The sequence below is a fragment of the Streptomyces sp. NPDC024632 genome, from assembly GCF_055559175.1.
In genome coordinates this window covers 108,689-135,007 of the sequence record NZ_JBVHLD010000001.1, presented here as the reverse complement: position 1 = coordinate 135,007, position 26,319 = coordinate 108,689, and the positions used below count along the sequence as shown (strand labels likewise).

Genomic DNA, 26,319 nt, shown 5'->3' with positions numbered 1-26,319 from the left:
CGCACCTCCCGCCCTCTGCGCGATCCCCCCCCCCCCCCCCCCCCCCGCCCCCCCCCCCCCCCCCCCCCCCCCCCCCGCGGTGGCGAGCGACCAGGCCGAGGGCCGCTCGGACGGCCTACGACGAGGCCGGCGGATACAGCTGCGGCGGGAGCTTGGCCGCCGCGGTCCGGTCCAGCAGCCACAGGGTCCTGGACCGCCCGTAGGCACCCGAGGCGGGCGCCTGCAACTCACCCGGGGACGACAGCGCCAGGGCCACCGCCGAAGCCTTGTCCTCGCCCGCCGCCAGCAGCCACACCTCGCGGGCTGCGCGGATCGCGGGCAGCGTCAGCGAGATCCTGGTCGGCGGCGGCTTCGGAGCGCCGTGCACACCGACGACCGTCCGCTCGCTCTCCCGCACCGCGGGGTGCTCGGGGAAGAGCGACGCCACATGCGTGTCGGGCCCCACCCCCAGCATCAGCACGTCGAAGGCCGGCACCCGCAGCCGGTCCTCGGGACCCGCCGCCGCGGCCAGCTCCGCCGCGTACGCCTCGGCCGCCTCGTCGGCGTCGGCGTACGGCCCGTCCGAGGCGGGCATGGCGTGCACCCGCGACGGATCGACCGGGACCGCGTCCAGCAGCTCCGCGCGGGCCTGCGTGACATTGCGCTCCGGGTCGCCGTCCGGCTCGAACCGCTCGTCGCCCCACCACAGGTCCAGGTGCGCCCAGTCCACCGCGTCACGCGCGGGGGACGCGGCGAGGGCGGCGAGCAGCGCGTTGCCGTTGCGCCCGCCCGTGAGCACCACCGAAGCGGTGCCACGGGCGGCCTGGGCGTCCACGACCTTGGTGATCAGCCGGGCCGCCGCGGCCTGCGCCATCAGCTCCTTGTCCCGGTGGACGACCACCTGTGGCGTGCTCACTTCGCGCTCTCCGCCTTCTTGGCCACGGCGGCCCGCTTGGCGGCGCTGGGCGTCTTGTCCTTCGCCGTGACGGTGCCGTCCGGGCTCACCGTCTCCGCGCCGCCGGGGTTGTTGACCAGGTGCTTGACCCCGAACTGCACGGTGGAGCGGTATATGTCGTCCGGGTCCAGACGGCGCAGCTCCTCCGCGATCAGCTCGGAGGTCTCACGCCGCTTGAGCGCCACATGCCGGTCCGGCTGACCCGGCATCGCCAGCTCCGCCAGCGCGCCGTCCGCCCGGTCGAGGCAGATGTCGCCGTCGGCCGTCGCCAGCCGCACCGCGGTGATGCCGGGGCCGTCGGAGACCCTGCGCTCCACCGGCACACCCAGCCGGTCCGCGAGCCACAGCGCGAGCAGTTCCGTACTCGGGTTGTACGCCTCGCCGTCGACGATCGCGTCAGTGATCTTCGAGTGCTTCTGGTCCAGGGCCGCCGCGAGCATCGAACGCCACGGGGTGATCCGGGTCCAGGCCAGGTCGGTGTCGCCGGGCGAGTAACTGGCCGCGCGGACGCCGAGCGACGCCACCGGGTCCTCGGCCGCCGCGGCGTCCGTGATCCGGCGCTGCGCGAGGCGACCCAGCGGGTCCTCCGCCGCGTTGTCCGGCGCGTTGTCCGGCCACCAGACGACCACGGGGGCGTCGGGCAGCAGCAGCGGCAGCACCACCGACTCGGCGTGGTTGGCCAGCTCGCCGTGCAGCCGCAGCATCACGGTCTCGCCGGTGCCCGCCTCCGAGCCGACCAGCACCTCCGCGTCGAGCCGGGCGCTCGCCCGGTCCCGCGGCGAACGGCCCGGCCGCTTGACGACGACCAGGATCCGCGACGGGTGCTCCTTGGACGCCTCGGTGGCGGCCTTGAGCGAGTCGTAGGCACTGCCCTCGTCGGTGACGATGACCAGGGTCAGCACCATCCCGACCGCGGGAGTGCCGATCGCCCGCCGGGCCTGGATCAGACCCGAGTTGATTTTCGCGGACGTGGTGTCCGTCAGATCGATCTTCATGGCCGACGCCAGCTCCTGCCGTCTCGTGCGAGCATCTCGTCCGCCTCGACCGGTCCCCAGGTGCCGGACGCGTACTGGGCGGGCTTGCCGTGCTTGTCCCAGTACTCCTCGATCGGGTCGAGGATCGTCCAGGAGATCTCGACCTCCTGGTGGCGCGGGAAGAGGTTGGCGTCACCGAGCAGCACATCGAGGATGAGCCGCTCGTACGCCTCCGGGCTGGACTCGGTGAAGGACTCGCCGTACGCGAAGTCCATCGTCACGTCCCTGACCTCGGTCGAGGTGCCGGGCACCTTCGAACCGAACCGCACTGTCACGCCCTCGTCCGGCTGCACCCGGATGACCAGGGCGTTCTGCCCCAGCTCCTCGGTGGCCCCGGACTCGAACGGCAGATACGGCGCCCGCTTGAAGACCACCGCGATCTCGGTGACGCGGCGGCCCAGCCGCTTGCCGGTCCGCAGGTAGAACGGCACACCCGCCCAGCGCCGGTTGTTGATCTCCACCTTCACGGCCGCGTAGGTGTCGGTCTTGGACTTGGGGTCGATGCCGTCCTCCTCCAGGTACCCGAGCACCTCCTCGCCGCCCTGCCAGGCGTGCGCGTACTGGCCGCGCACGGTGTTCTTGCCGAGGTCGTCGGGGAGGACGACCGCGCTGAGCACCTTCAGCTTCTCCGCGGTGAGCGCCTTCGGGTGGAAGGAGCCGGGCTCCTCCATCGCGGTCAGCGCCAGCAGTTGCAGCAGGTGGTTCTGGATCACGTCGCGCGCGGCGCCGATGCCGTCGTAGTACCCGGCCCGGCCGCCGATGCCGATGTCCTCGGCCATGGTGATCTGGACGTGGTCGACGTACGACCGGTTCCAGATCGGCTCGTACATCGTGTTGGCGAAGCGCAGCGCCAGGATGTTCTGGACGGTCTCCTTGCCCAGGTAGTGGTCGATCCTGAAGACCTCGTTGGGCGGGAAGACCTCGTGCACCACCTGGTTGAGGTCCATCGCGCTCGCCAGGTCGTGGCCGAACGGCTTCTCGATGACCGCGCGCCGCCAGGAGTCCCCGGTGCCGTCCGACAGCCCGTGCTTCTTGAGCTGCTGCACCACGTTGGGGAAGAACTTCGGCGGTACGGACAGGTAGAAGGCGAAGTTGCCGCCCGTGCCCCGCGCCTTGTCCAGCTCCTCGATGGTCGCCTTCAGCGTCTCGAAGGCGGTGTCGTCGTCGAAGTCGCCCTGCACGAAGCGGCAGCCCTCGGCGAGCTGCTGCCACACCTCCTCACGGAAGGGCGTGCGGGCGTGCTCCTTGACCGCGTCGTGGACCTCCTGGGCGAAGTCCTCGTTCTCCCACTGGCGGCGGGCGAAGCCGACCAGCGCGAAGCCCGGCGGCAGCAGACCGCGGTTGGCCAGGTCGTACACGGCCGGCATCAGCTTCTTGCGCGACAGGTCGCCCGTCACGCCGAAGATGACCAGGCCGGACGGGCCCGCGATCCGCGGCAGCCGCCGGTCCAGCGGATCCCGCAGCGGGTTGCCTTCCGAAGATGTCAGCGTGGACAACTCAGGCCTCCGAAGGAGCGAGCCGATCGAGTTCCGCCTGGGTGGAGGCCAGCAGTTCGTTCCAGGCCGTCGCGAACTTCTCGACGCCCTCGTCCTCCAGGAGCTGCACGACGTCGTCGTAGGAGATGCCGAGCGCCGCCACGGCGGCCAGCTCGGCCTTCGCCTGCGCGTACGTGCCGGTCACGGTGTCGCCGGTGATCTCGCCGTGGTCGGCGGTGGCGTCCAGCGTGGCCTCCGGCATGGTGTTCACCGTGTTCGGCGCGACCAGCTCGGTGACGTACAGCGTGTCGGAGTAGGCCGGGTCCTTGACGCCGGTCGAGGCCCACAGCGGGCGCTGCCTGTTGGCGCCGGACTTCTCCAGGGCCAGCCAGCGGTCGGAGGAGAAGACCTCCTCGTACGCCTCGTAGGCCAGCCGCGCGTTGGCGACGGCCGCCTTGCCCTTGAGCGCCTTCGCCTCGTCGGTGCCCAGCTTCTCCAGCCGCTTGTCGATCTCGGTGTCCACGCGGGACACGAAGAACGAGGCGACCGAGTGGATCAGCGACAGGTCGAGCCCGGCGGACTTGGCCTTCTCCAGACCGGAGAGGTACGCGTCCATCACACCGCGGTAGCGCTCCAGCGAGAAGATCAGCGTGACGTTGACGCTGATGCCCTTGCCGATCACCTCGGTGATCGCGGGCAGCCCCGCGGGCGTCGCCGGGATCTTGATCAGCGTGTTCGGCCGGTCGACCAGCCACGCGAGCTGCTTGGCCTCCGCGACGGTGGCCTTCGTGTTGTTCGCCAGCCGCGGGTCGACCTCGATCGAGACCCGGCCGTCCTGGCCGTCGGTCCGGTCGAAGACCGGCCGCAGGATGTCGGCCGCGTCCCGGACGTCCGCGGTGGTGATCATGCGGATCGCCTCGTCGACCGTCAGCCGCCGGGCGGCGAGGTCAGCGAGCTGCTGGTCGTAGCCGTCGCCCTGGGAGATCGCCTTCTGGAAGATCGACGGGTTGGTGGTGACACCCACCACATGCTGCTCGTCGATGAGTTCGGCCAGATTGCCGGACGTGATGCGCTTGCGCGACAGGTCGTCCAGCCAGATCGCGACGCCTTCGTCGGAGAGGCGCTTGAGTGCGTCTGTCATGGGATTTGCATCTCCTACTTGTCGTTTACCTGCGTCAGCGATCAACGGCGTCGAGTGATTCCCGGGCCGCGGCGGCCACCGCGTCCGCGGTGAACCCGAACTCACGGAAGAGCACCTTGCCGTCGGCCGAGGCACCGAAGTGCTCAAGGCTGACGATGCGTCCCGCGTCACCCACGAAGCGGTGCCAGGTCAGACCGATACCTGCCTCGACCGCCACCCGCGCCTTCACGTCCTTGGGCAGCACGCTGTCGCGGTACTTCTGGTCCTGCTCGTCGAACCACTCCACGCACGGCATCGACACCACGCGGGTCGGCACCCCGGCCGCCTGGAGCTGCTCACGCGCGCCCACCGCGAGCTGCACCTCGGAACCGGTGCCGATGATGACGACCTGCGGCGCGGTCGCCGCGCCGTCGGCGTCCGTCGCGTCGAACATCACATAACCGCCGCGCGCCGCGTCCTCGTTGCGCTCGTACGTGGGCACGCCCTGCCGGGTCAGCGCCAGGCCGTGCGGCGCGCCCTTGCCGAACACCTTCGTCCAGCGCTTGAGCACCTCGCGCCACACGACGGCCGTCTCGTTGGCGTCGGCGGGCCGCACCACGTTGAGACCGGGGATCGCGCGCAGCGACGCCAGGTGCTCCACCGGCTGGTGCGTCGGACCGTCCTCGCCGACACCGACCGAGTCGTGCGTCCACACGTACGTCACCGGCAGGTGCATCAGCGCGGACAGCCGGACCGCGTTGCGCATGTAGTCCGAGAAGACCAGGAAGGTGCCGCCGTAGACCCGGGTGTTGCCGTGCAGCGTGATGCCGTTCATCTCGGCGGCCATCGAGTGCTCACGGATACCGAAGTGCACGGTACGGCCGTACGGGTCGGCGCCCGGCAGCGGGTTGCCCGTCGGCAGGAACGACGAATTCTTGTCGATCGTCGTGTTGTTCGACCCGGCGAGGTCGGCGGAGCCGCCCCACAGTTCGGGGATGACCGGGCCCAGCGCCTCCAGGATCTTGCCGGACGCGGCGCGGGTGGCGAGCGAGGAGCCGGTCTCGAAGGCGGGGATGTGCTGCTCCCAGCCCTCGGGCAGCTCGGCGGCCTCGATCCGGTCGTACGTCGCCGCGTGCTCGGGGTTGGCGGTCCGCCAGGCGGCGAAGGACTTCTCCCACTCCGCCTTGGCCTCGCGGCCGCGGTCGCCGACCGCACGCGTGTGCGTGATGACGTCCTCGGCCACGTCGAAGTGCTTGTCCGGGTCGAAGCCCAGGATCTCCTTGGTGGCGCGCACCTCGTCCTCACCGAGCGCCGAGCCGTGCGCGGCGCCGGTGTTCTGCTTGTTCGGCGCGGGCCAGCCGATGATCGAGCGGACCGCGATGAACGACGGGCGCTCGGTCTCGGCCTTCGCGGCGAGCATCGCGGCGTGCAGGGCGTGCACGTCGAGGTCGCCGTTCTCCAGCGGAGTGACGCGCTGGACGTGCCAGCCGTACGCCTCGTACCGCTTGACGGTGTCCTCGGAGACGGCGGTCTCGGTGTCGCCCTCGATGGAGATGTGATTGTCGTCCCAGAGCAGGACGAGATTGCCGAGCTTCTGGTGACCGGCCATGGAGGACGCCTCGGCGGAGATGCCCTCCTGGAGGCAGCCGTCACCGGCGACGGCCCAGATGGTGTGGTCGAACGGCGAGGTGCCGGCCGCCGCGTCCGGGTCGAACAGGCCGCGCTCGTAACGGGACGCCATCGCCATGCCGACCGCGTTCGCGACGCCCTGGCCGAGCGGCCCCGTCGTCGTCTCGACGCCCCTGGTGTGGCCGTACTCCGGGTGGCCGGGGGTCTGCGAACCCCAGGTCCGCAGCGCCTCCAGATCGGCCAGCTCCAGGCCGTAACCGGCGAAGTAGAGCTGCGTGTAGAGGGTCATGCTGGAGTGCCCCGCGGAGAGCACGAAGCGGTCCCGGCCGACCCAGTCGGCGTCCGCCGGGTCGTGCCGCATGACCTTCTGGAACAGCAGATAGGCCGCCGGGGCCAGGCTCATCGCCGTGCCGGGATGGCCGTTGCCGACCTTCTGCACGGAATCCATGGCCAGGACGCGGGCGGTGTCAACGGCCCGCCGGTCCAGATCGGTCCACTCGAGGTCTGTGGTGGTCGGCTGCTTGCTCACCCTGGGTCAGGGCTCCTCTCCACATGCTTGTCCACATGTTGAAAACGCCGGTGACGTGGTGCCTACCCGGCGTTGTCGAGCCTACCGCCGTACAGGCGCTCACCTTTTCGATCCTGCCCCGGTACGCCGGTCTTCGCCTCCTGAACGCGGTGAACGCCTGGTGAACCGGGTCGAGCGACACTCTCCACCCCCCAAAAGCGGACGGAGTATTCCCTGCGTCTAGAGTGGCGTGGTACGCGCAAGTCTCACCGGGTCCCGCGCCTCCGCAGGTGACCGGACTTGCTGGACTTCATCTCTTCTCTTGGGGTGTTCGTGACGGCCGTCGAATCCCGACCCGCTGGGGTCATCGGGACGGGCTCCTCCGGTCACCGCCCGTTCGGAGCCCGTGTGATGGGCTTCGTGGCGCTGACCAAGCCGCGGATCATCGAACTTCTGCTCATCACGACGGTTCCGGTGATGTTCCTCGCCGCCGGCGGGGTGCCCGATCTGTGGCTCGTGATCGCCACGGTGGTCGGCGGCTATCTGTCGGCCGGCGGTGCGAACGCGCTGAACATGTACATCGACCGCGACATCGACGCGCTGATGCACCGTACGGAGCAGCGTCCGCTGGTGACCGGTCTGGTGTCGCCGCGCGAAGGACTCGTCTTCGGCATCACGCTCTCCGTCGTCTCGACGGTCTGGTTCTGGACGCTGGTCAATCCGCTGTCCGCCGGGCTGTCGCTGACGGCCATCCTCTATTACGTCTTCGTCTACACCCTCGGTCTCAAACGGCGTACCGCGCAGAACATCGTCTGGGGCGGGGTCGCGGGCTGTCTCCAGGTCTTCATCGGCTGGTCCGCCGTGCGCGACGAGCTGGCCTGGGCGCCCTTCGTCCTCTTCCTCGTCCTCTTCTTCTGGACGCCGCCGCACTACTGGCCGCTGTCGATGAAGGTCAAGGACGACTACGAGCGGGTCGGCGTCCCGATGCTGCCGGTCGTCGCGGGCAACCAGGTCGTGGCCCGGCAGATCGTCCTCTACAGCTGGGTGATGGTGATCACCTCCCTGGCACTGTGGTGGCCGCTGGGCGAGACCTCCTGGTTCTACCCGGTGGTCGCGGCCGTACTCGGCGCGTTCTGGCTCAAGGAGGCGCACGGCCTGCACGCCCGCGCCAAGGCGGGCGTCACCGGCGCGAAGCTCAAGGAGATGCGGCTCTTCCACTGGTCCATCACCTACGCGACCCTGCTGTTCGTCGCGGTGGCGGTCGACCCCTTCCTGCACTGAGTCCCCTCCGGCGGGGTGCCCTCGGCGGTTACCGGGAAGTAGCATCAGCGGTATGGCTGATGACACGGTTCAGGAGAACCCGCGCGAGGCGCGACGCACCGCCCGGCTCGTCCGGCAGATCGACGCCTTCGGCAAGAAGCACGGCGGCGCCGCCGAGGCGAACATCGCGTACATCGGTGAGCGCGGCGCGCGCATCGTGCTCGTCGCGCCGGACGGCGCCTGGGGCGACCTCGTCGCACCGACGTACGCCATGGCGCGGGCGGCCGTCGCCGACGCGGGCGTCACCGTCCACGAGGACTTCGACGGGGAGTTCGCGGGCCGGGTCCGCACCGGCCCGTACGAGTGGACCCGGATGGCCGGGATGCAGATCGGCGGCCCGGCCAACACCTGACCGCCGCCGCGCCCACACCTGACGGCGCCCTCGTCCGTTAAGCCAGGAGGCCGGGAGACCGGGAACGACGGCGAGGGAGCGGGCGGATGACCGGGGACCTGACACACCTCGTGGACGCGTACTGCCACGGGGTGCTCCCCGGCGACCTCGGCCTCGGCGCGTTCGAGGCGCGGCTGCCCGGCGTCGCCGCGCCGCACACCACCCTCTTCGACAGCCCCACCGGCTTCGCGGTGCGCCGCTGGTGCGCGCCGCTGCTCGGCCTCGAACCGCACTGCTCCCCGGCCCGCTACCTGGCCCGCCGCCGCGAGCTGGGCGCGTACGAGGCGACCCGGCTGCTGCTGCGCGCCACCGGCATCGAGGCGTATCTCGTCGACACCGGGGAGCCCGGCGACCTCACATCGCCCAAGGAGCTGGGCGCGGCGGGCGGCGCGGCGGCCCACGAGATCGTCCGCCTCGAACCGCTGGCCCAGCAGGTCGCCGACACCTCGGGCACGGTCGACGGCTTCCTGGCCAACCTCGCCGAGGCCGTGCACACCGCCGCGCTCGACACGGTCGGCTTCTCCTGCGCCGACCGCCCGCACGGCGGACCCTTCCGCGCGGGCGCCGACCAGGCGCTGGGCACCGGACCGCCGGACACCGCGCACGTGCGGTACGCCGCCGCCGACTGGCTCGCCCGGCGGCCGGTCGGCGAGCGCCCCGCCGACCCCGTACTCCTGCGCCATCTGCTGTGGAACGCGGTGGCGACCGGGGTGCCGCTGACGCTGCGGCACGGCGCGGGCGGGGCGGGACCCTCGGCGGCCGGGGGATTCCTGCGGGCCACCGCGGGCCTGGGCACCGAGGTGGTGCTGCTGCCGGGGCCCGGACACGAGGGCGCGGCGGCCGACCTGGCGGCCGTACTCCCGCATGTGCATGTGGCGCTGGGCACCGGACCGGCCGCGGTGCTCGACCGGGCGCCCTTCGCGAAGGTGCTGTACGCCAGCGGCGCCGTCGCGCTGCCCGAGCTCTACGTGACCGGGGTGCGGACCTTCGGCGCGGCGCTCGGCCGGTTCGTCGGCGAGCGGGTGGCCGGCGGCGACTGGTCGGCCGCGGACGGCCGCAGGGTCAGCGCGCTGGTCGGCGGCGGGAACGCCCGCCGGGTCTTCCGCCCCGACCCGGCCGCCGACGCGGACCGGTGGACGGGTCCTGAGGGGTCAGACGCCGACGCTCAGCGTTGACCCGGCCTGCGCGGGCCCCGGCACGGTGGCGTCGGGCACGTCGACGGCCCGCTCGCGCATCGACAGCAGCACCCGCAGCACCGCGATCCACACGATGGCCGCGCCGAACATGTGCAGGCCGACGACGGCCTCCGGCAGATCGGTGAAGTACTGGACGTAGCCGATCACGCCCTGGGACATCAGCACCAGGAAGAGGTCGCGGGCGCTGTTGCGCGGCCCGACCGGCGCGTCCACCGCGCGCAGCACGAACCACAGCGCGACGGTCAGCGCGACCACCACCCACGCGAGATCCGCGTGCAGTTGCGCCACCGACTTCCAGTCCACCGGGACGCGGTGCACATCGCTGGAGTCGCCCGCGTGCGGCCCCGCGCCGGTCACGACGGTGCCCACCGCGACCAGCAGCCCGGTCGCACAGGTCAGAATCCAGCCGAGCTGCTGCACCGGCTTGCCGACCAGCGGACTCGGCGCGCTGTCGCCCTCCGCGGTCCGCCGCCACATCACCACGGCGATGGTGATCAGCACGAACGCCAGCAGGAAGTGCACGCACACGGTGTACGGGTTGAGCCCGGTGAGCACGGTGAAGGCGCCCAGCACCGCGTTCGCCACGACCATCCAGAACTGCGCCCAGCCGAGCCGGGTCAGACTGCGCCGGTACGGCTTCTGCGACCGCACCGCGATGATGGCCCAGCCGACGGCGGCGCAGAGAACGTACGTCAGCATGCGGTTGGTGAACTCAATCGCCCCGTGTACGCCCATCGCCGAGGTGGGCACCCAACTGTCGCCCACGCAGCGGGGCGCGGTGGGGCAGCCGAGGCCGGAACCGGTCAGCCGTACCGCACCGCCGGTGACCACGATGACGACCGACATGACCAGCGCGGACAGGGTCGCCCTGCGGACCGTGGCGGGGGACGGGGTCCACCGCTCTGCGATGGCGGCGAGGGGGTTTCGCACGAGTTCGAGAAGCTTCGGCACGCGCCCATGGTAGGCGGCACGCTTGTGCACGCTTTCACGAGGGGTGTGTACGCGCCGGATCCGATCGCCCCGAAACCACCCGAACCCGGTGGTACGGCCCTACCATCGGGGCTCACGCACGGGGACCGACGACGGGAGGCGCCGTATGACCGGCGAACACCGTGAGACCGTCAACCGCAGGCACCTGCTCTACGGAGGCGCGGCAGCCGCCCTCGCGGGGACGGGCCTCGCCGCCTACGCGGGCGGCGCCTGGGACTCCTCGGCGGCCGACACCGCGGACCCCGCGCACCCGGGGCCCGCGAACCACCCCGGATACGTCGACGTCGTGGCCGACTTCGGCGCCAAGGGCGACGGCCACACCGACGACAGCGCCGCCTTCGCCGCCGCGTACGCCTATGCCGAGTCGCGCGCGGACGGCGGCACCGGCCGTACCGTCATCGACGTGCCGCCCGGTGTGTTCCGGATCACCAAGCCGTACGCCTTCATCGACGCCAACAAGCCCACCCGGCAGGTCAACGGGCTGCGGTTCCGGGGCGCGGGGCTGCGGATCAGCGACATCGTCTTCGACCCGCCGAACGCGTCCGACGCCTATCTGTGCCGCAACATCGACACCTGGCAGAACATCTCCTTCGAGGGTCTGCGCTTCACCTCCGCCACGCCCGGCGCGTCCTTCTTCTACTCGTACTCGACCGGCGGCGCCGCGAACTACCGCTTCTCGGACTGCGAGTGGATGGGGGAGTGGGAGTACGGGCTCGCGCTCGACGGCAGCAACACCAACTCCGAGATGCGCTGGGAGGCGTGCCGGGTCGGCGGCGCCTACCGCAAGGCATTCCTCTACTCGGGGCTGTCGCTGAACTCCAAGAACCTGGAGCAGCAGGACCAGTTCCTCAACTACTGGTTCACCGACATGAACGTCACCTACGAGTGGGGCAACTTCCTGGAGTTCCCCTACGGCGGGTCCGTCACCTGCCGCGCGGGCAGCTACATCATCACCGGGCGCCGCCCCACCCCGCACCCCGACTACGGCTTCGAGAGCGCCTTCTTCCGCTTCCCGCGCGCCTCGCACTTCGACGGCGCCCAGCGCTTCCACGCCGAGGACATCCGCTTCGAACTGCGCGACCCCTCGGTCGTCGTCATCGACTGCGCGTGGAACCGCGGCACCGTCCACTTCAACGACTGCGACGACACCGCGCACGCCTTCAAGGACTTCTCCGACGACCTGCGCGCCCACCGCTACACGATCGGCGCCAACGGCCCGCTGGTCCGCTACGACTCCTGCCAGCTCGTCGGCGCGCACCAGTTCCGTACGGCGGCGAACGCCAATCCGCCGGTGTGCGTGCGCTACGACATGTGCCGCTTCGGCTCGCACCCGCCGGCCGCGTTCCTGGCGCTGGACGAGGGGCAGGGCCGGGACTTCGTACGGTTCACCGACTGCATCCCGGCCGCGGGCGGGTGAGGGCGGCTACTCCCAGCGGAAGAAGCGGGCCGCCAGAGCCAGCCCGACGACCGCCCAGACGGCGAGGATGCCCAGGTCGCCCCAGGGCATCGAGGCGCCGTGCTGGAGCACGTCCCGCAGCCCGTCGGACAGCGCCGAGATCGGCAGCAGCCTCAGGACCGACTGGACGCCGCCGGAGAACTTGCTCAGGGGCACGATCACGCCGCCCGCGACCAGCAGCAGGATGAAGACCAGATTCGCCGCGGCCAGTGTCGCCTCGGCCTTCAGCGTGCCCGCCATCAGCAGCCCGAGCCCGGAGAAGGCGGCGGTGCCGAGCAGGAGCAGCAGCACGACGGCGAAGGGGTTGCCGTGCGGCGACCAGCCCAGCGCGAAGGCGATCACCACCAGCAGCGCGATCTGCAACGCCTCGGTGACCAGCACCGAGCAGGTCTTCGCCGTCATCAGCGCCCAGCGCGGCAGCGGCGAGGCGCCGAGGCGCTTGAGCACGCCGTAACGCCGCTCGAAGCCGGTGGCGATGGCCTGGCCGGTGAACGCGGTGGACAGCACCGCGAGCGCGAGGATGCCGGGGGCCAGGAAGTCCACCGACTTGCCCGCCCCGGTGTCCACGATGTCGACGGCGCTGAACAGCACCAGCAGCAGCGCCGGGATGATCACGGTGAGCAGCAGCTGCTCGCCGTTGCGCAGCAGCATCCTGGTCTCCAGCGCCGCCTGGGCCCGGATCATCCGGGGGAGCGGCGCGGCTCCGGGGGCGGGGGCGAAGACGCCGGTCCCGGTCGGGGCGCTCACTTCGGCGCTCATCCGCGCAGCTCCTTCATGCCCGCCAGGTTCCTCATCCGCGCAGCTCCTTGCCGGTCAGCTCCAAGAAGACGTCCTCCAGGGTGCGGCGCTCGACCGAGAGGCGGTCGGGGAGGACGCCGTGCTGGGCGCACCAGGAGGTGACGGTGGCCAGCAGTTGGGGGTCGACCTTGCCCTCGATGCGGTAGTTGCCCGGGGTCAGTTCCGCCGCGGCGGTGTCGGCGGGCAGCGCGTTGAGCAGCGAGACCAGGTCGAGCCCGGGGCGTCCCGAGAAGCGCAGCGTGTTCTCCGCGCCGCCGCGGCACAGCTCGTCCGGGGTGCCGCGGGCGATGGCCCGGCCGCCGTCGATGATCACCACCTGGTCGGCCAACTGCTCGGCCTCGTCCATGAAATGGGTGGTGAGCACGATCGTGACGCCGTCCGCGCGCAGCTCCCGTACGAGATCCCAGGTCGCGTGCCTGGCCTGCGGGTCGAGACCGGCGGTGGGCTCGTCGAGGAAGACCAGTTCGGGGCGGCCGACGACGGCCATGGCGAGCGCGAGGCGCTGCTGCTGGCCGCCGGACAGCCGGCGGTAGGTGGTGCGACCGCAGGACTCCAGACCCAGCCGTTCGATCAGCAGCGCCGGGTCGACGGGGTCGGCGTGCAGGGTCGCGGTGTGCCGCAGCATCTCCTCGGCGCGCGCGCCGGGGTACACACCGCCGGACTGGAGCATCACGCCGATCCGGGGCCGCAGTTGCGCGCCGCGCGCGGCCGGGTCGAGACCGAGGACCCGTACGGTGCCGCCGTCCGGCCGCCGGTAGCCCTCGCAGACCTCGACGGTGGTGGTCTTGCCCGCGCCGTTGGGGCCGAGCACCGCTGTGACGCCGCCGCGGGCCACGGTCAGGTCGAGGCCGTCCACCGCGGTCCTTGTCCCGTACCGTTTGACCAGACCGGTCACCTCGACCGCGGGCTCGTTTCGCATGCTGTGAGTCTAGGGACGGCGCAGGACCGGCCGTGCCCGGGTCCCGGGAAGCCGCTCCCCGCTCTCCTCCGCGGCGGCCTCGTACCGCCCGTACGCGGCCTCGTACCGTCCCTGGTTAGGTAACCCTAAGTGACGCAGCCCACCGTGATCGCGACCGGCGCGGCTTGCCTGCTCCTGAGGAATTACGCAACAATGGTGTTGTGGAATACGGGACCAGTGCTGCCCGGAGGGCGGCGGAGGAGCAGACGACCGGGGAGCGGCGCACCCGCAACCGGGTCGCCCGGTCCATCCTGGACCACGGACCTTCCACCGCGGCCGACCTGGCGGAACGGCTCGGCCTCACGCAGGCCGCCGTCCGCCGCCATCTGGACGCACTGCACGCGGACAATGTCGTGGAGCCGCGTGACCAGCGGGTCTACGGCCACCGTGGCCGCGGCAGGCCCGCCAAGGTCTTCGCGCTCACCGACTGTGGTCGTGACGCGTTCGACCAGGCGTACGACCAGCTCGCCGCCGACGCCCTGCACTGGATCGCCAGGTCCGCGGGCGGCGGCGAGAGCGGCGAGGCCGCGGTGTCGGCCTTCGCCCGCGCCCGGGTGGCCGACCAGGCCGAGCGGTACCGCCCCATCGTCGAGGCGGCGGCGCCCGAGGACCGCGCACGCGCGCTGGCCCAGGCGCTGTCCGCGGACGGGTACGCTGCTACGGCTCGAAGCGCCCCCGGCCCCGCCGGGGAGCAGCTTTGCCAGCACCACTGCCCGGTGGCCCACACCGCCGAGCAGTTCCCGCAGCTCTGCGAGGCGGAGGCCGAGGTCTTCTCCCGCCTGCTCGGGACGCATGTCCAGCGGCTGGCCACCATCGCCCACGGCGACGGGGTGTGCACCACGTTCATCCCGCAGGTCAACCACGCGAGCACCATCCCGTCGGGAGCCCCACCTGACACACCACCGGGGACCCCGTCGGACCCACCCCAGAACGCACCCGAAGATCCCACAGCATCTGCCAGCACGTCCGGGAGGAACCCCGCATGACTGCTCCCACGGAGACCACTCACCCGGAGCTCGAGGGCATCGGTACGTACGAGTACGGCTGGGCCGACTCGGACGTGGCCGGCGCCGCGGCCAAGCGCGGCCTGTCCGAGGCCGTCGTCCGTGACATCTCGCAGAAGAAGTCCGAGCCCGAGTGGATGCTGAAGATGCGGCTGAAGGGCCTCAAGCTCTTCGGCAAGAAGCCCATGCCGACCTGGGGCTCGGATCTGTCGGGCATCGACTTCGACAACATCAAGTACTTCGTGCGGTCCACGGAGAAGCAGGCGGAGTCCTGGGAGGACCTGCCCGAGGACATCAAGAACACCTACGACAAGCTCGGCATCCCCGAGGCCGAGAAGCAGCGGCTGGTCGCCGGTGTCGCCGCGCAGTACGAGTCCGAGGTCGTCTACCACCAGATCCGTGAGGACCTGGAGGAGCAGGGCGTCATCTTCCTCGACACCGACACCGCGCTCAAGCAGCACCCGGAGCTGTTCCAGGAGTACTACGGCACGGTCATCCCGGCGGGCGACAACAAGTTCGCCTCGCTGAACACCGCGGTGTGGTCCGGCGGCTCCTTCATCTACGTGCCGAAGGGCGTGCACGTCGACATCCCGCTCCAGGCCTACTTCCGGATCAACACCGAGAACATGGGCCAGTTCGAGCGGACGCTGATCATCGTCGACGAGGACGCGTACGTCCACTACGTCGAGGGCTGCACCGCGCCGATCTACAAGTCGGACTCGCTGCACTCCGCGGTCGTCGAGATCATCGTGAAGAAGGGTGGCCGCTGCCGTTACACGACCATCCAGAACTGGTCGAACAACGTGTACAACCTGGTCACCAAGCGCGCGGTCGCCTACGAGGGCGCCACGATGGAGTGGGTCGACGGCAACATCGGCTCCAAGGTGACGATGAAGTACCCGGCCGTCTACCTGATGGGCGAGCACGCCAAGGGCGAGACGCTGTCCATCGCCTTCGCGGGCGAGGGCCAGCACCAGGACGCGGGCGCGAAGATGGTGCACATGGCGCCGAACACGTCGTCCAACATCGTCTCCAAGTCGGTGGCCCGCGGCGGCGGCCGGACGTCCTACCGCGGTCTGATCGAGATCGGCGAGGGCTCGTCGGGCGCCAAGTCCAACGTGCTGTGCGACGCGCTGCTGATCGACACCATCTCGCGCTCGGACACGTACCCCTACGTCGACGTCCGCGAGGACGACGTGTCGATGGGTCACGAGGCGACCGTCTCCAAGGTCTCCGACGACCAGCTCTTCTACCTGATGAGCCGCGGCATGACCGAGTTCGAGGCCATGGCGATGATCGTGCGCGGCTTCGTCGAGCCGATCGCCAAGGAACTCCCCATGGAGTACGCCCTGGAGCTGAACCGGCTGATCGAGCTCCAGATGGAAGGCTCGGTCGGCTGACCGCGGCGGCTTCCTCGTCCACCATCCCCCCGGCCGGACACAATAAGGCAGAAAGCGAGCACCAGCACAGCCATGGCTGACAACACCCCTGCGGGCAGCACCACGGACGGTGCCATCACGGTGGGCCATCCCGCCGACGCCCGGGTCAGCGCGGCCCCGTCGTACGACGTGGCCGACTTCCCGGTGCCGCACGGCCGCGAGGAGGAGTGGCGCTTCACTCCGCTGGAGCGGCTGCGCGGCCTGCACGACGGCACCGCCGAGGCCACCGGCGCCCTCCGGGTCGAGGTGACCGCGCCCGAGGGCGTCACCGTGGAGACCGTGGACCGCACCGACGCCCGCGTCGGCAAGGCGGGCAAGCCCGCCGACCGCGTCACCGCCCAGGCGTTCAGCGCCTTCGAGAAGGCCTCGGTCGTCTCGATCCCCAAGGACACCGTCCTCACCGAGCCGGTCCGGATCGCCGTCCACGGCGAGGGCGGCACGGTCTACGGCCACCAGGTGATCGAGGTCGGCGCCTTCGCCGAGGCCGTGGTCGTCATCGACCACACCGGTGACGGCACCTTCGCCGCCAACGTGGAGGTCCTGGTCGGCGACGGCGCCAAGGTCACCGTCGTCTCGATCCAGGACTGGGACGACACCGCCGTGCACGTCGCCCAGCACACCGCGCTGGTCGGCCGTGACGCCACGTTCAAGTCGGTGGTCGTCACCTTCGGCGGCGACCTGGTCCGGCTGCACCCGCGGGTGATCTACGGCGCCCCCGGCGGCGAGGCCGAGCTGTTCGGCCTGTACTTCACCGACGAGGGCCAGCACCAGGAGCACCGGCTCTTCATCGACCACGACACCCCGCACTGCCGCAGCAACGTCACGTACAAGGGCGCGCTCCAGGGGCAGGACGCGCACGCGGTGTGGATCGGCGACGTGCTCATCAGGGCGGAGGCCGAGGGCACCGACACCTACGAGCTCAACCGCAACCTGGTGCTCACCGACGGCGCGCGGGTCGACTCGGTCCCCAACCTGGAGATCGAGACCGGCGAGATCGTCGGCGCCGGCCACGCCTCGGCGACCGGCCGCTTCGACGACGAGCAGCTCTTCTACCTCCAGTCCCGCGGCATCCGCTCCGACGAGGCCCGCCGCCTGGTCGTCCGCGGCTTCTTCGGCGAACTGGTCCAGCAGATCGGACTCGCCGACCTCGAAGAGCGGCTGATGACCAAGATCGACGCCGAGCTGGAGGCGTCCGTCTGATGAGCGTCGACAACGGCACGGTCGGATTCGTCCGCGCCTGCGCCGCCAGCGACCTGGAGGAGGACACCCCCCGCCGGGTCGAGCTGGACGGCGTCCCGGTGTCCGTGGTCCGCACCGCGGGCGAGGTGTTCGCCATCAACGACATCTGCTCGCACGCGAACGTCTCGCTCTCCGAGGGCGAGGTCGAGGACTGCCAGATCGAGTGCTGGCTGCACGGTTCCAGTTTCGACCTGCGCACCGGCAAGCCGTCCGGGCTGCCGGCCACGCGGCCGGTCCCCGTATACCCCGTAAAGATCGTTGGGGACGACGTGCTCGTCTCCGTCACCCAGGAGTCCTGAGGCACCCATGGCAACGCTTGAAATCACCGACCTGCACGTCACCGTCGAAGCCGAGAACGGCCCCCGCGAGATCCTGCGCGGCGTCGACCTGACCGTGAAGCAGGGTGAGACCCACGCCATCATGGGCCCCAACGGCTCCGGCAAGTCCACCCTGGCGTACTCGCTCGCGGGCCACCCCAAGTACACGATCACCGGCGGCACCGTCACGCTCGACGGTGAGGACGTGCTGGCGATGACCGTGGACGAGCGGGCCCGCGCCGGTCTCTTCCTCGCCATGCAGTACCCGGTCGAGGTCCCCGGCGTCTCCGTCTCCAACTTCCTGCGCACCTCGGCCACCGCGATCCGCGGCGAGGCGCCCAAGCTGCGCACCTGGGTGAAGGAGGTCCGCGAGACGATGGAACGCCTCCAGATGGACCCCGCCTTCGCCGAGCGCAATGTCAACGAGGGCTTCTCCGGCGGCGAGAAGAAGCGCCACGAGATCCTTCAGCTCGAACTGCTCAAGCCGAAGATCGCGATCCTCGACGAGACCGACTCCGGCCTCGACGTCGACGCGCTGCGGGTCGTCTCCGAGGGCGTCAACCGGGTCCGCGAGAGCGGCGAGGTCGGCACCCTGCTGATCACCCACTACACGCGCATCCTGCGCTACATCAAGCCCGACTTCGTGCATGTCTTCGCGCAGGGCCGGATCGCCGAGTCCGGCGGCGCCGAGCTGGCGGACAAGCTGGAGGAAGAGGGCTACGAGTCCTACGTGAAGGGCGGCCCCGTGAGCAGCGGAGCGAACTCCGAGGGGGACGCCGCGTGACAGTCCCCTCGTCCGTCGGCCGGGTGCTGCCGGGCCTCCTGGACACCGAAGCGATCCGCAAGGACTTCCCCGTCCTGGACCGCCTGGTCCACGACGGCAAGAAGCTCGTGTACCTGGACAACGCGGCGACCTCGCAGAAGCCGCGCCAGGTGCTCGACGCGCTGAACGAGTACTACGAGCGGCACAACGCCAATGTGCACCGCGGCGTCCACGTGCTCGCCGAGGAGGCCACCGCGCTGTACGAGGGCGCGCGCGACAAGATCGCCGCCTTCATCAACGCGCCCAGCCGTGACGAGGTGATCTTCACCAAGAACGCCTCCGAGTCGCTGAACCTCGTGGCCAACATGCTCGGCTGGGCCGACGAGCCGTACCGCGTCGACAGCGACACCGAGATCGTCATCACGGAGATGGAGCACCACTCCAACATCGTGCCGTGGCAGCTGCTCTCGCAGCGCACCGGCGCGAAGCTGAAGTGGTTCGGGCTGACCGACGACGGCAGGCTCGACCTGTCGGACATCGAGCAGATCATCACCGAGAAGACGAAGATCGTCTCCTTCGTGCTGGTCTCCAACATCCTGGGCACCGTCAACCCGGTCGAGGCCATCGTGCGCCGCGCCCAGGACGTCGGCGCCCTGGTGCTGATCGACGCCTCGCAGGCCGCGCCGCACATGGTGCTCGACGTGCAGGCGCTCGGCGCGGACTTCGTGGCCTTCACCGGCCACAAGATGCTCGGCCCGACCGGCATCGGCGTCCTGTGGGGCCGCCAGGAGCTGCTCGAGGACCTGCCGCCGTTCCTCGGCGGCGGCGAGATGATCGAGACCGTCTCCATGCACTCCTCGACGTACGCGCCCGCGCCGCACAAGTTCGAGGCCGGTACGCCCCCGATCGCCCAGGCCGTCGGCCTCGGCGCGGCCGTGGACTATCTGACCGCGATCGGCATGGACAAGATCGCCGCGCATGAGCACGCGCTGACCGACTACGCGGTGGGCCGTCTGCTGGAGGTTCCCGACCTGCGGATCATCGGCCCCACCACGGCCGAGGACCGCGGCGCCGCGATCTCCTTCACGCTCGGCGACATCCACCCGCACGACGTCGGCCAGGTGCTCGACGAACAGGGCATCGCCGTACGCGTCGGCCACCACTGCGCGCGGCCGGTCTGCCTGCGGTACGGAATTCCTGCGACCACGCGGGCGTCGTTCTATCTGTACTCCACCCCGGCCGAGGTCGACACCCTGGTCGAGGGGCTGGAGCAGGTACGGAACTTCTTCGGGTGATGGTGGTGTTGTGAAGCTCGACTCGATGTACCAGGAAGTGATCCTGGACCACTACAAGCACCCCCACGGGCGCGGCCTGCGGGACGGCCAGGCGGAGGTGCACCACGTCAATCCCACCTGCGGGGACGAGATCACCCTGCGGGTGCGGATGGACGGCGCCGTCATCGGCGACATCTCGTACGAGGGCCAGGGCTGCTCGATCAGCCAGGCCAGCGCGTCGGTGCTGAACGAGCTGCTGGTCGGCAAGGACGTGGCCCAGGCGCGGAAGATCCAGGAGACCTTCCTGGAGCTGATGCAGTCCAAGGGCCAGGTCGAGCCGGACGACGCGATGGAGGAAGTGCTGGAGGACGCGGTCGCGTTCGCCGGTGTCTCGAAGTACCCGGCGCGTGTGAAGTGCGCGCTGCTGAGCTGGATGGCGTGGAAGGACGCGACGGCGCAAGCGCTGGCCGACGGTCCCGAAGCCTCGGAAGCTTCCGAAGGGAAGACCTCATGAGCCCCGTACCGAACGGCCTGAGCACCACTCCGGCCTCAGAAGAAGAGATCCGCGAGGCCCTCTACGACGTCGTCGACCCCGAACTCGGCATCGACGTCGTCAACCTCGGCCTCATCTACGGCATCCACGTCGACGACTCCAACGTCGCCACCCTCGACATGACCCTCACCTCCGCGGCCTGCCCCCTCACCGACGTCATCGAGGAACAGGCCGTCTCCGCCACCGAGGGCATCGTCAACGACCTCAAGATCAACTGGGTCTGGATGCCCCCGTGGGGCCCCGACAAGATCACCGACGACGGCCGCGACCAGCTCCGCGCCCTGGGCTTCAACGTCTGATCTTTCTCCGGGCTCTCCGCCTCGGCATCGCAGGGCTCCGCGCCACGGCATCGGGCGGTCACCGCGTCTCACGCGGTGGCCGCCCGATGCCGTGGCGGGGCCGTTGACGGTCTCTTGGGGGTGTTGCGAAAATTATCGCAACTTCGTGAGGGAGGCGGTTGGGATGGCGAGCGGCAGTGGCGCGCGTGGGGAGATGCAGGCGTATGTGCGGGAGTTGGTCGATCCGCTGGTGCGGTACGCGAGCGAGGGGGGCGCTCGGATACGGCTGGGGGTGAACACGGCGCACCATGACGACACCGCGGCCGACCTGGAGGGGTACGCGCGGCCGTTGTGGGGGCTGGCGCCGTTGGCGGCGGGGGGCGGGGAGTTCGCGCACTGGGAGCTGTGGGCGCGGGGGCTGGCGGCGGGGACGGACCCGGGGCATCCCGAGTACTGGGGGACGGCCACCGGCATCGACCAGCGGACCGTCGAGACGGCGGCCGTCGGATTCGCGTTGGCGCTGGCGCCGGAGAAGCTGTGGGACCCGCTGAGCGGCAAGGAACGGGACCGGGCGGGTGCCTGGCTGGCGAGCTTCCTGGGGGCCGACACGCCCGAGAACAACTGGAACTTCTTCCCGGTGCTGGTCAGCCTCGGTCTGGACCGGGTGGGGTACGCGCACGACCGGGACGCGCGGCACGCCCGGCTGGACCGGCTGGAGACGTACGCGCGCCAGGACGGCTGGTACGCCGACGGGAACACCGCGCAGCGCGACTACTACATCCCGTGGGCCATGCACTTCTACGGCCTGATCTACGCGGCGCTCGCGGGCGACGGCGACCCGGCGCGGGCGGCGCGCTTCCGGCAGCGGGCGGCCGACTTCGCGCCGGGCTTCCGGCACTGGTTCGCGGCGGACGGCGCCGCCGTGCCGTTCGGCCGCAGTCTCACGTACCGGTTCGCGCAGGGCTCGTTCTGGGGGGCGCTGCCGTACGCGGGGGTGGACGCCGTGCCGCCGGGGGAGGCCAAGGGGCTGCTGTCGCGGCACTTGCGCTGGTGGCGGGAGCGGTCGGCGCTGACGTCGCCGGACGGGGTGCTGACCATCGGGTACGGCTATCCGCAGCCGGCGGTCGCGGAGCAGTACAACGGGCCGGGCTCGCCGTACTGGGCGATGAAGGCGTTCCTGCCGCTGGCCCTGCCCGCGGACCACGCCTTCTGGACGGCGGACGAGGAGCCTGCCGCCGAGCTGCCGGAGACCTTGGCGCAGCCGGACGCCGGGGCGGTGCTGATGCGTTCGGGCGGGGACGCGACGCTGCTCAGCGGGTCGCAGCACAATCTCTGGGCGCGGGGCGGCGCCGCGAAGTACGCCAAATTCGCGTACTCCTCCCGCTTCGGCTTCAGCGCGCCGGTCGACGGTCTCGGCCTGGAGCCGGGGGCGTACGACTCGGTGCTCGCGGTCAGCGACGAGGCCGACATTGAGGAGGGGACGGCGCCGCGGCACTTCCGGGTGCGCGAGGAGCAGCACGATCCGGCGGTCGAGGACGGCGACACCGTACGCAGCACCTGGCGGCCGTGGCCCGACGTGGAGATCACCACCTGGCTCACCGCCGCCGCGCCCTGGCACCTGCGCACCCACCGCGTCCGTACGGGCCGCGCGCTGTACACGGCGGAGGGCGGCTTCGCGGTCGACCGGGACGCGGGGCTGACCCGGCGCGAGGAGAGCGAGGGCAGCGCGGTGACGGTCACCGGGGCCGGGGACCTCAGCGGGCTGCGCGATCTGGACGGCGGCCGTAGTGGCCGGGTGCTCGACCCGCTGCCGGGCACCAATGTGCTGGCGCGGCGCACGTCACTGCCCGTGCTGGTGGGTCAACTCCCGCCCGGCGAGCACTGGTTGCGCTGCGCGGTGCTCGGCGCCGGGGCCGCGGGGGCGGCGGCGTGGGAGGAGGCACCGCCGAGGGCGCGGCACTGAGGCCGCCGCGGCGCGCCACGGGCGCGCCCGTAGCGGATCGGGAGCCGTACGGGGGCGGGGGGCGGGGCGGGTGGCTGGGCGGGGGGAGGACGGGTTAGCGTCTGGGTATGAATGAGCATCGTGCCCCCGGCGCCCTCGGCGTCGGCCTTGCCACCGTCGCCGACGACGGCACCGTCCTGGACACCTGGTACCCCGCACCGGAACTCGCCGCGGAGGCGGGCCCCGCGGGCACCGAGCGGCTGAGCGCCGAGCGCGCGGCGGAGCTGCTGGGAGCGGCGGCGCCCAAGGCGCTCGGGAAGGACCCGAGGCGCGGGGTGGAGGTCGTGGCGGTGCGGACCGTCATCGCCTCGACGGACGACAAGCCGCTGGACGCGCACGACGCGTATCTGCGGCTGCACCTGCTGAGCCACCGCCTGGTCCGCCCCAACGAGCCCAATCTGGAAGGGCTGTTCGGCCTGCTGGCGAACGTCGCGTGGACGTCGATCGGCCCGGTGCCGGTGGCGGCGGTCGAAGGGGCGCGGCTGGCGGCCCGTGCGGAGGGCCTGCACCTGGCGGTGTACGGCGTGGACAAATTCCCGCGGATGACGGACTACGTCGCCCCGTCCGGCGTGCGGATCGCCGACGCCGACCGCGTACGCCTCGGCGCGCACCTGGCGTCCGGCACGACCGTCATGCACGAGGGCTTCTGCAACTTCAACGCGGGCACGCTGGGCGCCTCCATGGTCGAGGGCCGCATCTCGCAGGGCGTCGTCATCGGCGACGGCTCGGACATCGGCGGCGGCGCGTCCATCATGGGCACCCTGTCCGGCGGCGGCACCCAGGTCGTCTCGGTGGGCGAACGCTGCCTGCTCGGCGCCGAGTCGGGCCTGGGCATCGCCCTCGGTGACGACTGCGTCGTGGAGGCGGGCCTGTACGTCACCGCGGGCACCCGCGTCACGCTCCCGGACGGCAAGATCGTCAAGGCGCTGGAGCTCTCCGGCGCCAACAACATCCTCTTCCGCCGCAACTCGACCACCGGCAAGGTCGAGGTCCTTCAGCGCACGGGTTCGTGGGGCGGCCTCAACGACGCGCTGCACAGCCACAACTGACGACGCGTCACGCGTGACCGGATCACGCCGTACGAGCCGCCGCCGCGAGCACCGCCCGCTCCTCCTCGGGGGACCAGCCGGCCTCCAGCGGCGGCTCGCCGCGTTCCCGGTCCCAGGCCAGGACGTCGGCGGCGGTGACCGCCAGCGGGGTCGCGGGCATCCCGGCGGCCCGGGCGCGCGCGGCGCTGCGCTGCTGTGTGGCGGTGTCCTCCCGGACCAGCGGGAACATCGGCGGTACGACGTCCGGCGTGACCCGTACGATCTCCACCTCGGTGCCCGCGGCCCGCGCGCACGTCTCGATCAACTCGCCGAGGGTGACCGGCTGTTCGGGGCCCACGGCGTGGAAGGCGCCGGGCCGGTCGTCCTCCAGCAGCCGGATCACCAGCCGGGCCAGGTCGCGGGAGTCGATGATCTGCACCGGCTGGGCGGGGTCGGCGGGCAGGGCGACCCGGCCGCCGCGCGCGGCGGCGCGCACCCAGTAGGTGAACATGTCGGAGGGGTCGTGCGGACCGGCGACCTTCCCCGCCCGCACGATCGTGGCGCGCTGCCCGTGGCGCGCGGTCACGTCGTCCTCGCAGGCGACCTTGCACGGCCCGTACGTGGCCTCGCTCAGCACCTCGGTGTCGCGGACCGGCGGGCGGCGCGGGGTGTCCTCGTCGGAGCCGGGCGCCACACCCTCGCGCTGGTACACCGCGTGGCTGGAGATGAACAGATACCGGCCGATCCGGTCGCCCAGCGCGTCCATGGCCTGCGCGACGTGCCGCGGGACGTAGCCGCTGACGTCCACGACGGCGTCCCACCGGGTGTCGCCCGCGAGCGCCGCGTAGTCGCCGGTGTCGCGGTCGCCGGTCAGCCGGGGGAGGCCCGGGAAGAGGCCGGTGCCCGTCCTGCCGCGGCCGAAGAGGGTGACGTCGTGCCCGCGGTGGAGTGCGTCCTCCACGATGGCGCGGCCGACGAAGGCGGTACCGCCCAGAACGAGAATGCGCATAAGGGGCGACCCTACTGCCGGTCCCGGCGGCCGTCACCCGGATATCGCGGTCGTGATCCGCCGGACAGGCCCTAGTGGTAGATCTTCTCCGCGTACGCGGCCCCGTAGTACGTCTCCAGCTCCGCCAGCGAGTCCTCGGTCCGCTCCAGCGTCTTGGAGATCCGCGCCCGCGAGGCCAGCGCGTCGGGCTGCCACGTCTCCGGCTTCCACAGCGCGCTGCGCAGGAACGCCTTGGAGCAGTGGAAGAAGACTTCCTCGATGTCGACCAGGACCGCGACCTGCGGGCGGTGGCCCTTGACGACCATGCGGTCGAAGAAGTCGGCGTCGCGCAGGAGCCGCGCCCTGCCGTTGATCCTGAGGGTGTCGCCGCGCCCGGGGACGAAGTAGAGCAGGCCGATGTGCGGGTTGGACAGGATGTTGCGGAAGCCGTCCGCGCGGCGGTTGCCCGGCCGCTCGGGGACCGCGATGGTCCGGTCGTCCAGGACGACGGTGAAACCGGCGGGGTCGCCCTTGGGCGACACGTCACAGGTGCCGTCGGCCGCCGAGGTGGCCATCAGGCAGAAGGGCGCCGCCTTCAGCCAGGCCACGTCCAGTTCGTGCAGCCGGTCGCGCGCCTTGTCGCGGACGACCGCGGTGGGCTCGCCGAGCAGTTCCCGCAGTTCGGCCTCGTCGGTGATCTCCTGCATGTGCCGTACACCCCCGGTGAGTGAGTACCTTCTGGGAACTCTCACTGTACAGGGTGGCTTTTCCGGGCTTTCCTCGCGCCTTTCCCCTGGCCTTTCCCTGGCCTTCCTCTGGCCTTCCCCTGTCTTTCCCGCGCCTGCGATGAGTTCCGCGGCGGTCCCCGGTCTACCTCTTCGACAGCGCCACGGCGCATACGACAGCACCGCATCGACCCGACCAGAGGAGCCCCTCGTGTCCGTCGTCTCCACCCCCGCCAGCGCCACCGCGACCGGTACCGCGACAGCCGTCACCGCCCGCCCCGCCCGTAGCCGGGCGCGCACCGCGCTGCTCGCCCTCCAGATCGTGCTGGCCCTCTTCTACGGCGTGGCCAGCGCCGCCCCCAAGCTCCTCGGCATCGACGCCGCGGCCGACTCCTTCGACCGCATCGGCTTCGGCGACTGGTTCATGTACCTCACCGGCGCGCTCGAACTCGCGGGCGCCGTCGCCCTGTTGATTCCGGTGCTCTACCAGGTCGCCGCGGTCGCGATGATCGGCCTGATGATCGGCGCCACCATCACCCAGATCACCGTCTTCGACGGCGACAACGCGGCGACGCCGATCATCCTCATCCTGCCGCTGGCCCTGATCGCCTGGGCCCGCAGGGACAGTACGAAGGCGCTGCTGGCCCTGGTCCGCGGCGCGGTCGCCCGGACCTGACCGCGCTCCCGTCGGCCGCGGCCGGCGACCGTACGCAACGCCGCACGGCGGACGGCTCGCGGTGCGATCCTGAGTACGGACGTCGCACGGATGTCGCGCGGATGTCGCGCGGGCGTCGTACGGCCGGCGCGACGACTGGCGCAACGGCGGTCGTACGGGCGGCCGTTCGGGGTCGCGCTGGGTCGCGCGGGATCGCGCGGGATCGCGCGGGATCGCGTCGCGGA

Annotated in this window: 25 protein-coding genes; 15 read left to right on the top strand and 10 right to left on the bottom strand. The window is 71.2% G+C overall.

Annotated features, from left to right (window positions below; translation table 11 throughout):
• Positions 1–115: 115 nt before the first annotated feature.
• The 5 genes from pgl to tkt are packed head-to-tail and all read right to left on the bottom strand — an operon-like array spanning position 116 to position 6,721.
• Positions 116–895, bottom strand: coding sequence for a 6-phosphogluconolactonase (gene pgl, locus ACZ37P_RS00615; RefSeq protein WP_355333878.1), 780 nt, complete (start codon positions 893–895; stop codon positions 116–118).
• The gene (gene opcA, locus ACZ37P_RS00610; protein ID WP_355333876.1) at positions 892–1,929 is read right to left on the bottom strand and encodes a glucose-6-phosphate dehydrogenase assembly protein OpcA; all 1,038 of its coding nucleotides are present in this window, start codon (positions 1,927–1,929) and stop codon (positions 892–894) included. Before opcA ends, pgl begins: the two co-directional genes overlap by 4 nt.
• Complete coding sequence (gene zwf / locus ACZ37P_RS00605; RefSeq protein WP_391044285.1) at positions 1,926–3,455, bottom strand: glucose-6-phosphate dehydrogenase; 1,530 nt, start codon at positions 3,453–3,455, stop codon at positions 1,926–1,928. Before zwf ends, opcA begins: the two co-directional genes overlap by 4 nt.
• Before the next feature lie 10 nt (positions 3,456–3,465).
• Positions 3,466–4,584, bottom strand: a complete 1,119-nt coding sequence (gene tal / locus ACZ37P_RS00600) for a transaldolase (protein WP_355333874.1) — start codon at positions 4,582–4,584, stop codon at positions 3,466–3,468.
• Positions 4,585–4,618: 34 nt separating this feature from the next.
• Positions 4,619–6,721, bottom strand: coding sequence for a transketolase (gene tkt / locus ACZ37P_RS00595; RefSeq protein ID WP_467344176.1), 2,103 nt, complete (start codon positions 6,719–6,721; stop codon positions 4,619–4,621).
• A 312-nt stretch (positions 6,722–7,033) separates the two neighbouring features.
• On the opposite strand from tkt, the gene ACZ37P_RS00590 reads away from it, so the two are divergent.
• The 3 genes from ACZ37P_RS00590 to ACZ37P_RS00580 all read left to right on the top strand — a co-directional run bounded on the left by ACZ37P_RS00590 (position 7,034) and on the right by ACZ37P_RS00580 (position 9,586).
• Positions 7,034–7,981, top strand: a complete 948-nt coding sequence (locus ACZ37P_RS00590) for a heme o synthase (RefSeq protein WP_355334680.1) — start codon at positions 7,034–7,036, stop codon at positions 7,979–7,981.
• A gap of 52 nt (positions 7,982–8,033) precedes the next feature.
• Positions 8,034–8,372 (top strand): hypothetical protein, encoded by a 339-nt coding sequence (locus ACZ37P_RS00585; protein ID WP_355333869.1) that lies wholly within the window; start codon positions 8,034–8,036, stop codon positions 8,370–8,372.
• Between the two features lie 86 nt (positions 8,373–8,458).
• Positions 8,459–9,586 (top strand): amidohydrolase, encoded by a 1,128-nt coding sequence (locus ACZ37P_RS00580; protein WP_467344174.1) that lies wholly within the window; start codon positions 8,459–8,461, stop codon positions 9,584–9,586.
• Here ACZ37P_RS00580 and ACZ37P_RS00575 read toward each other — a convergent pair.
• The gene (locus ACZ37P_RS00575; protein WP_355333865.1) at positions 9,563–10,558 is read right to left on the bottom strand and encodes a COX15/CtaA family protein; all 996 of its coding nucleotides are present in this window, start codon (positions 10,556–10,558) and stop codon (positions 9,563–9,565) included. The genes ACZ37P_RS00580 and ACZ37P_RS00575 overlap by 24 nt on opposite strands.
• Before the next feature lie 145 nt (positions 10,559–10,703).
• Here ACZ37P_RS00575 and ACZ37P_RS00570 point away from each other — a divergent pair, with 145 nt between their 5' ends.
• On the top strand, positions 10,704–12,014 hold the full coding sequence (locus tag ACZ37P_RS00570) for a glycosyl hydrolase family 28-related protein (protein ID WP_355333863.1): 1,311 nt from the start codon (positions 10,704–10,706) through the stop codon (positions 12,012–12,014).
• Positions 12,015–12,020: 6 nt separating this feature from the next.
• Here the strand turns inward: ACZ37P_RS00570 and ACZ37P_RS00565 are convergent, their stop codons facing one another.
• Positions 12,021–12,812 (bottom strand): ABC transporter permease, encoded by a 792-nt coding sequence (locus ACZ37P_RS00565; protein WP_355333860.1) that lies wholly within the window; start codon positions 12,810–12,812, stop codon positions 12,021–12,023.
• Positions 12,813–12,843: 31 nt separating this feature from the next.
• Positions 12,844–13,770, bottom strand: a complete 927-nt coding sequence (locus ACZ37P_RS00560) for an ABC transporter ATP-binding protein (protein WP_355333858.1) — start codon at positions 13,768–13,770, stop codon at positions 12,844–12,846.
• 200 nt (positions 13,771–13,970) lie between these two features.
• Here ACZ37P_RS00560 and ACZ37P_RS00555 point away from each other — a divergent pair, with 200 nt between their 5' ends.
• From ACZ37P_RS00555 to dapD, 10 genes are all read left to right on the top strand, one after another.
• Positions 13,971–14,795 (top strand): helix-turn-helix transcriptional regulator, encoded by an 825-nt coding sequence (locus tag ACZ37P_RS00555; protein ID WP_391044106.1) that lies wholly within the window; start codon positions 13,971–13,973, stop codon positions 14,793–14,795.
• A complete protein-coding gene (gene sufB, locus ACZ37P_RS00550; protein WP_355333852.1) occupies positions 14,792–16,213 on the top strand; it encodes a Fe-S cluster assembly protein SufB in 1,422 nt (473 codons plus the stop codon). The genes ACZ37P_RS00555 and sufB overlap by 4 nt, the downstream gene beginning before the upstream one ends.
• A gap of 72 nt (positions 16,214–16,285) precedes the next feature.
• On the top strand, positions 16,286–17,452 hold the full coding sequence (sufD, locus tag ACZ37P_RS00545) for a Fe-S cluster assembly protein SufD (RefSeq protein ID WP_355333849.1): 1,167 nt from the start codon (positions 16,286–16,288) through the stop codon (positions 17,450–17,452).
• On the top strand, positions 17,452–17,790 hold the full coding sequence (locus ACZ37P_RS00540) for a non-heme iron oxygenase ferredoxin subunit (protein ID WP_355333847.1): 339 nt from the start codon (positions 17,452–17,454) through the stop codon (positions 17,788–17,790). Before sufD ends, ACZ37P_RS00540 begins: the two co-directional genes overlap by 1 nt.
• A gap of 7 nt (positions 17,791–17,797) precedes the next feature.
• On the top strand, positions 17,798–18,592 hold the full coding sequence (gene sufC, locus ACZ37P_RS00535; protein ID WP_355333844.1) for a Fe-S cluster assembly ATPase SufC: 795 nt from the start codon (positions 17,798–17,800) through the stop codon (positions 18,590–18,592).
• Positions 18,593–18,618: 26 nt separating this feature from the next.
• A complete protein-coding gene (locus ACZ37P_RS00530) occupies positions 18,619–19,866 on the top strand; it encodes a cysteine desulfurase (RefSeq protein ID WP_355334677.1) in 1,248 nt (415 codons plus the stop codon).
• A gap of 10 nt (positions 19,867–19,876) precedes the next feature.
• Complete coding sequence (gene sufU, locus ACZ37P_RS00525; protein ID WP_188284431.1) at positions 19,877–20,359, top strand: Fe-S cluster assembly sulfur transfer protein SufU; 483 nt, start codon at positions 19,877–19,879, stop codon at positions 20,357–20,359.
• Positions 20,356–20,697, top strand: a complete 342-nt coding sequence (locus ACZ37P_RS00520) for a metal-sulfur cluster assembly factor (RefSeq protein WP_188284432.1) — start codon at positions 20,356–20,358, stop codon at positions 20,695–20,697. Before sufU ends, ACZ37P_RS00520 begins: the two co-directional genes overlap by 4 nt.
• 163 nt (positions 20,698–20,860) lie before the next feature.
• Positions 20,861–22,639 (top strand): DUF2264 domain-containing protein, encoded by a 1,779-nt coding sequence (locus ACZ37P_RS00515; RefSeq protein ID WP_467344172.1) that lies wholly within the window; start codon positions 20,861–20,863, stop codon positions 22,637–22,639.
• Positions 22,640–22,746: 107 nt separating this feature from the next.
• Positions 22,747–23,727 carry a 2,3,4,5-tetrahydropyridine-2,6-dicarboxylate N-succinyltransferase gene (gene dapD / locus ACZ37P_RS00510; protein WP_355333839.1) on the top strand — a complete coding sequence of 327 codons (981 nt, stop codon included), beginning with the start codon at positions 22,747–22,749 and terminating at the stop codon, positions 23,725–23,727.
• 22 nt (positions 23,728–23,749) lie between these two features.
• On the opposite strand, the gene ACZ37P_RS00505 is transcribed toward dapD, so the two are convergent.
• Positions 23,750–24,715 (bottom strand): NAD-dependent epimerase/dehydratase family protein, encoded by a 966-nt coding sequence (locus ACZ37P_RS00505; RefSeq protein WP_401714623.1) that lies wholly within the window; start codon positions 24,713–24,715, stop codon positions 23,750–23,752.
• 71 nt (positions 24,716–24,786) lie between these two features.
• On the bottom strand, positions 24,787–25,401 hold the full coding sequence (locus ACZ37P_RS00500; protein ID WP_355333834.1) for a pyridoxamine 5'-phosphate oxidase family protein: 615 nt from the start codon (positions 25,399–25,401) through the stop codon (positions 24,787–24,789).
• Between the two features lie 229 nt (positions 25,402–25,630).
• Here ACZ37P_RS00500 and ACZ37P_RS00495 point away from each other — a divergent pair, with 229 nt between their 5' ends.
• Positions 25,631–26,095 carry a DoxX family protein gene (locus tag ACZ37P_RS00495; RefSeq protein WP_467344169.1) on the top strand — a complete coding sequence of 155 codons (465 nt, stop codon included), beginning with the start codon at positions 25,631–25,633 and terminating at the stop codon, positions 26,093–26,095.
• Positions 26,096–26,319 lie beyond the last annotated feature (224 nt).

Bases quoted from the DNA above. Each gene is read 5' to 3' on its own strand.
- opcA (WP_355333876.1), bottom strand. From the start codon at position 1,929: ATGAAGATCGATCTGACGGACACCACGTCCGCGAAAATCAACTCGGGT.
- tal (WP_355333874.1), bottom strand. From the start codon at position 4,584: ATGACAGACGCACTCAAGCGCCTCTCCGACGAAGGCGTCGCGATCTGG.
- ACZ37P_RS00585 (WP_355333869.1), top strand. From the start codon at position 8,034: ATGGCTGATGACACGGTTCAGGAGAACCCGCGCGAGGCGCGACGCACC.
- ACZ37P_RS00580 (WP_467344174.1), top strand. From the start codon at position 8,459: ATGACCGGGGACCTGACACACCTCGTGGACGCGTACTGCCACGGGGTG.
- ACZ37P_RS00570 (WP_355333863.1), top strand. From the start codon at position 10,704: ATGACCGGCGAACACCGTGAGACCGTCAACCGCAGGCACCTGCTCTAC.
- ACZ37P_RS00565 (WP_355333860.1), bottom strand. From the start codon at position 12,812: ATGAGCGCCGAAGTGAGCGCCCCGACCGGGACCGGCGTCTTCGCCCCC.
- ACZ37P_RS00560 (WP_355333858.1), bottom strand. From the start codon at position 13,770: ATGCGAAACGAGCCCGCGGTCGAGGTGACCGGTCTGGTCAAACGGTAC.
- sufB (WP_355333852.1), top strand. From the start codon at position 14,792: ATGACTGCTCCCACGGAGACCACTCACCCGGAGCTCGAGGGCATCGGT.
- sufD (WP_355333849.1), top strand. From the start codon at position 16,286: ATGGCTGACAACACCCCTGCGGGCAGCACCACGGACGGTGCCATCACG.
- ACZ37P_RS00540 (WP_355333847.1), top strand. From the start codon at position 17,452: ATGAGCGTCGACAACGGCACGGTCGGATTCGTCCGCGCCTGCGCCGCC.
- sufC (WP_355333844.1), top strand. From the start codon at position 17,798: ATGGCAACGCTTGAAATCACCGACCTGCACGTCACCGTCGAAGCCGAG.
- ACZ37P_RS00520 (WP_188284432.1), top strand. From the start codon at position 20,356: ATGAGCCCCGTACCGAACGGCCTGAGCACCACTCCGGCCTCAGAAGAA.
- ACZ37P_RS00515 (WP_467344172.1), top strand. From the start codon at position 20,861: ATGGCGAGCGGCAGTGGCGCGCGTGGGGAGATGCAGGCGTATGTGCGG.
- dapD (WP_355333839.1), top strand. From the start codon at position 22,747: ATGAATGAGCATCGTGCCCCCGGCGCCCTCGGCGTCGGCCTTGCCACC.
- ACZ37P_RS00505 (WP_401714623.1), bottom strand. From the start codon at position 24,715: ATGCGCATTCTCGTTCTGGGCGGTACCGCCTTCGTCGGCCGCGCCATC.
- ACZ37P_RS00500 (WP_355333834.1), bottom strand. From the start codon at position 25,401: ATGCAGGAGATCACCGACGAGGCCGAACTGCGGGAACTGCTCGGCGAG.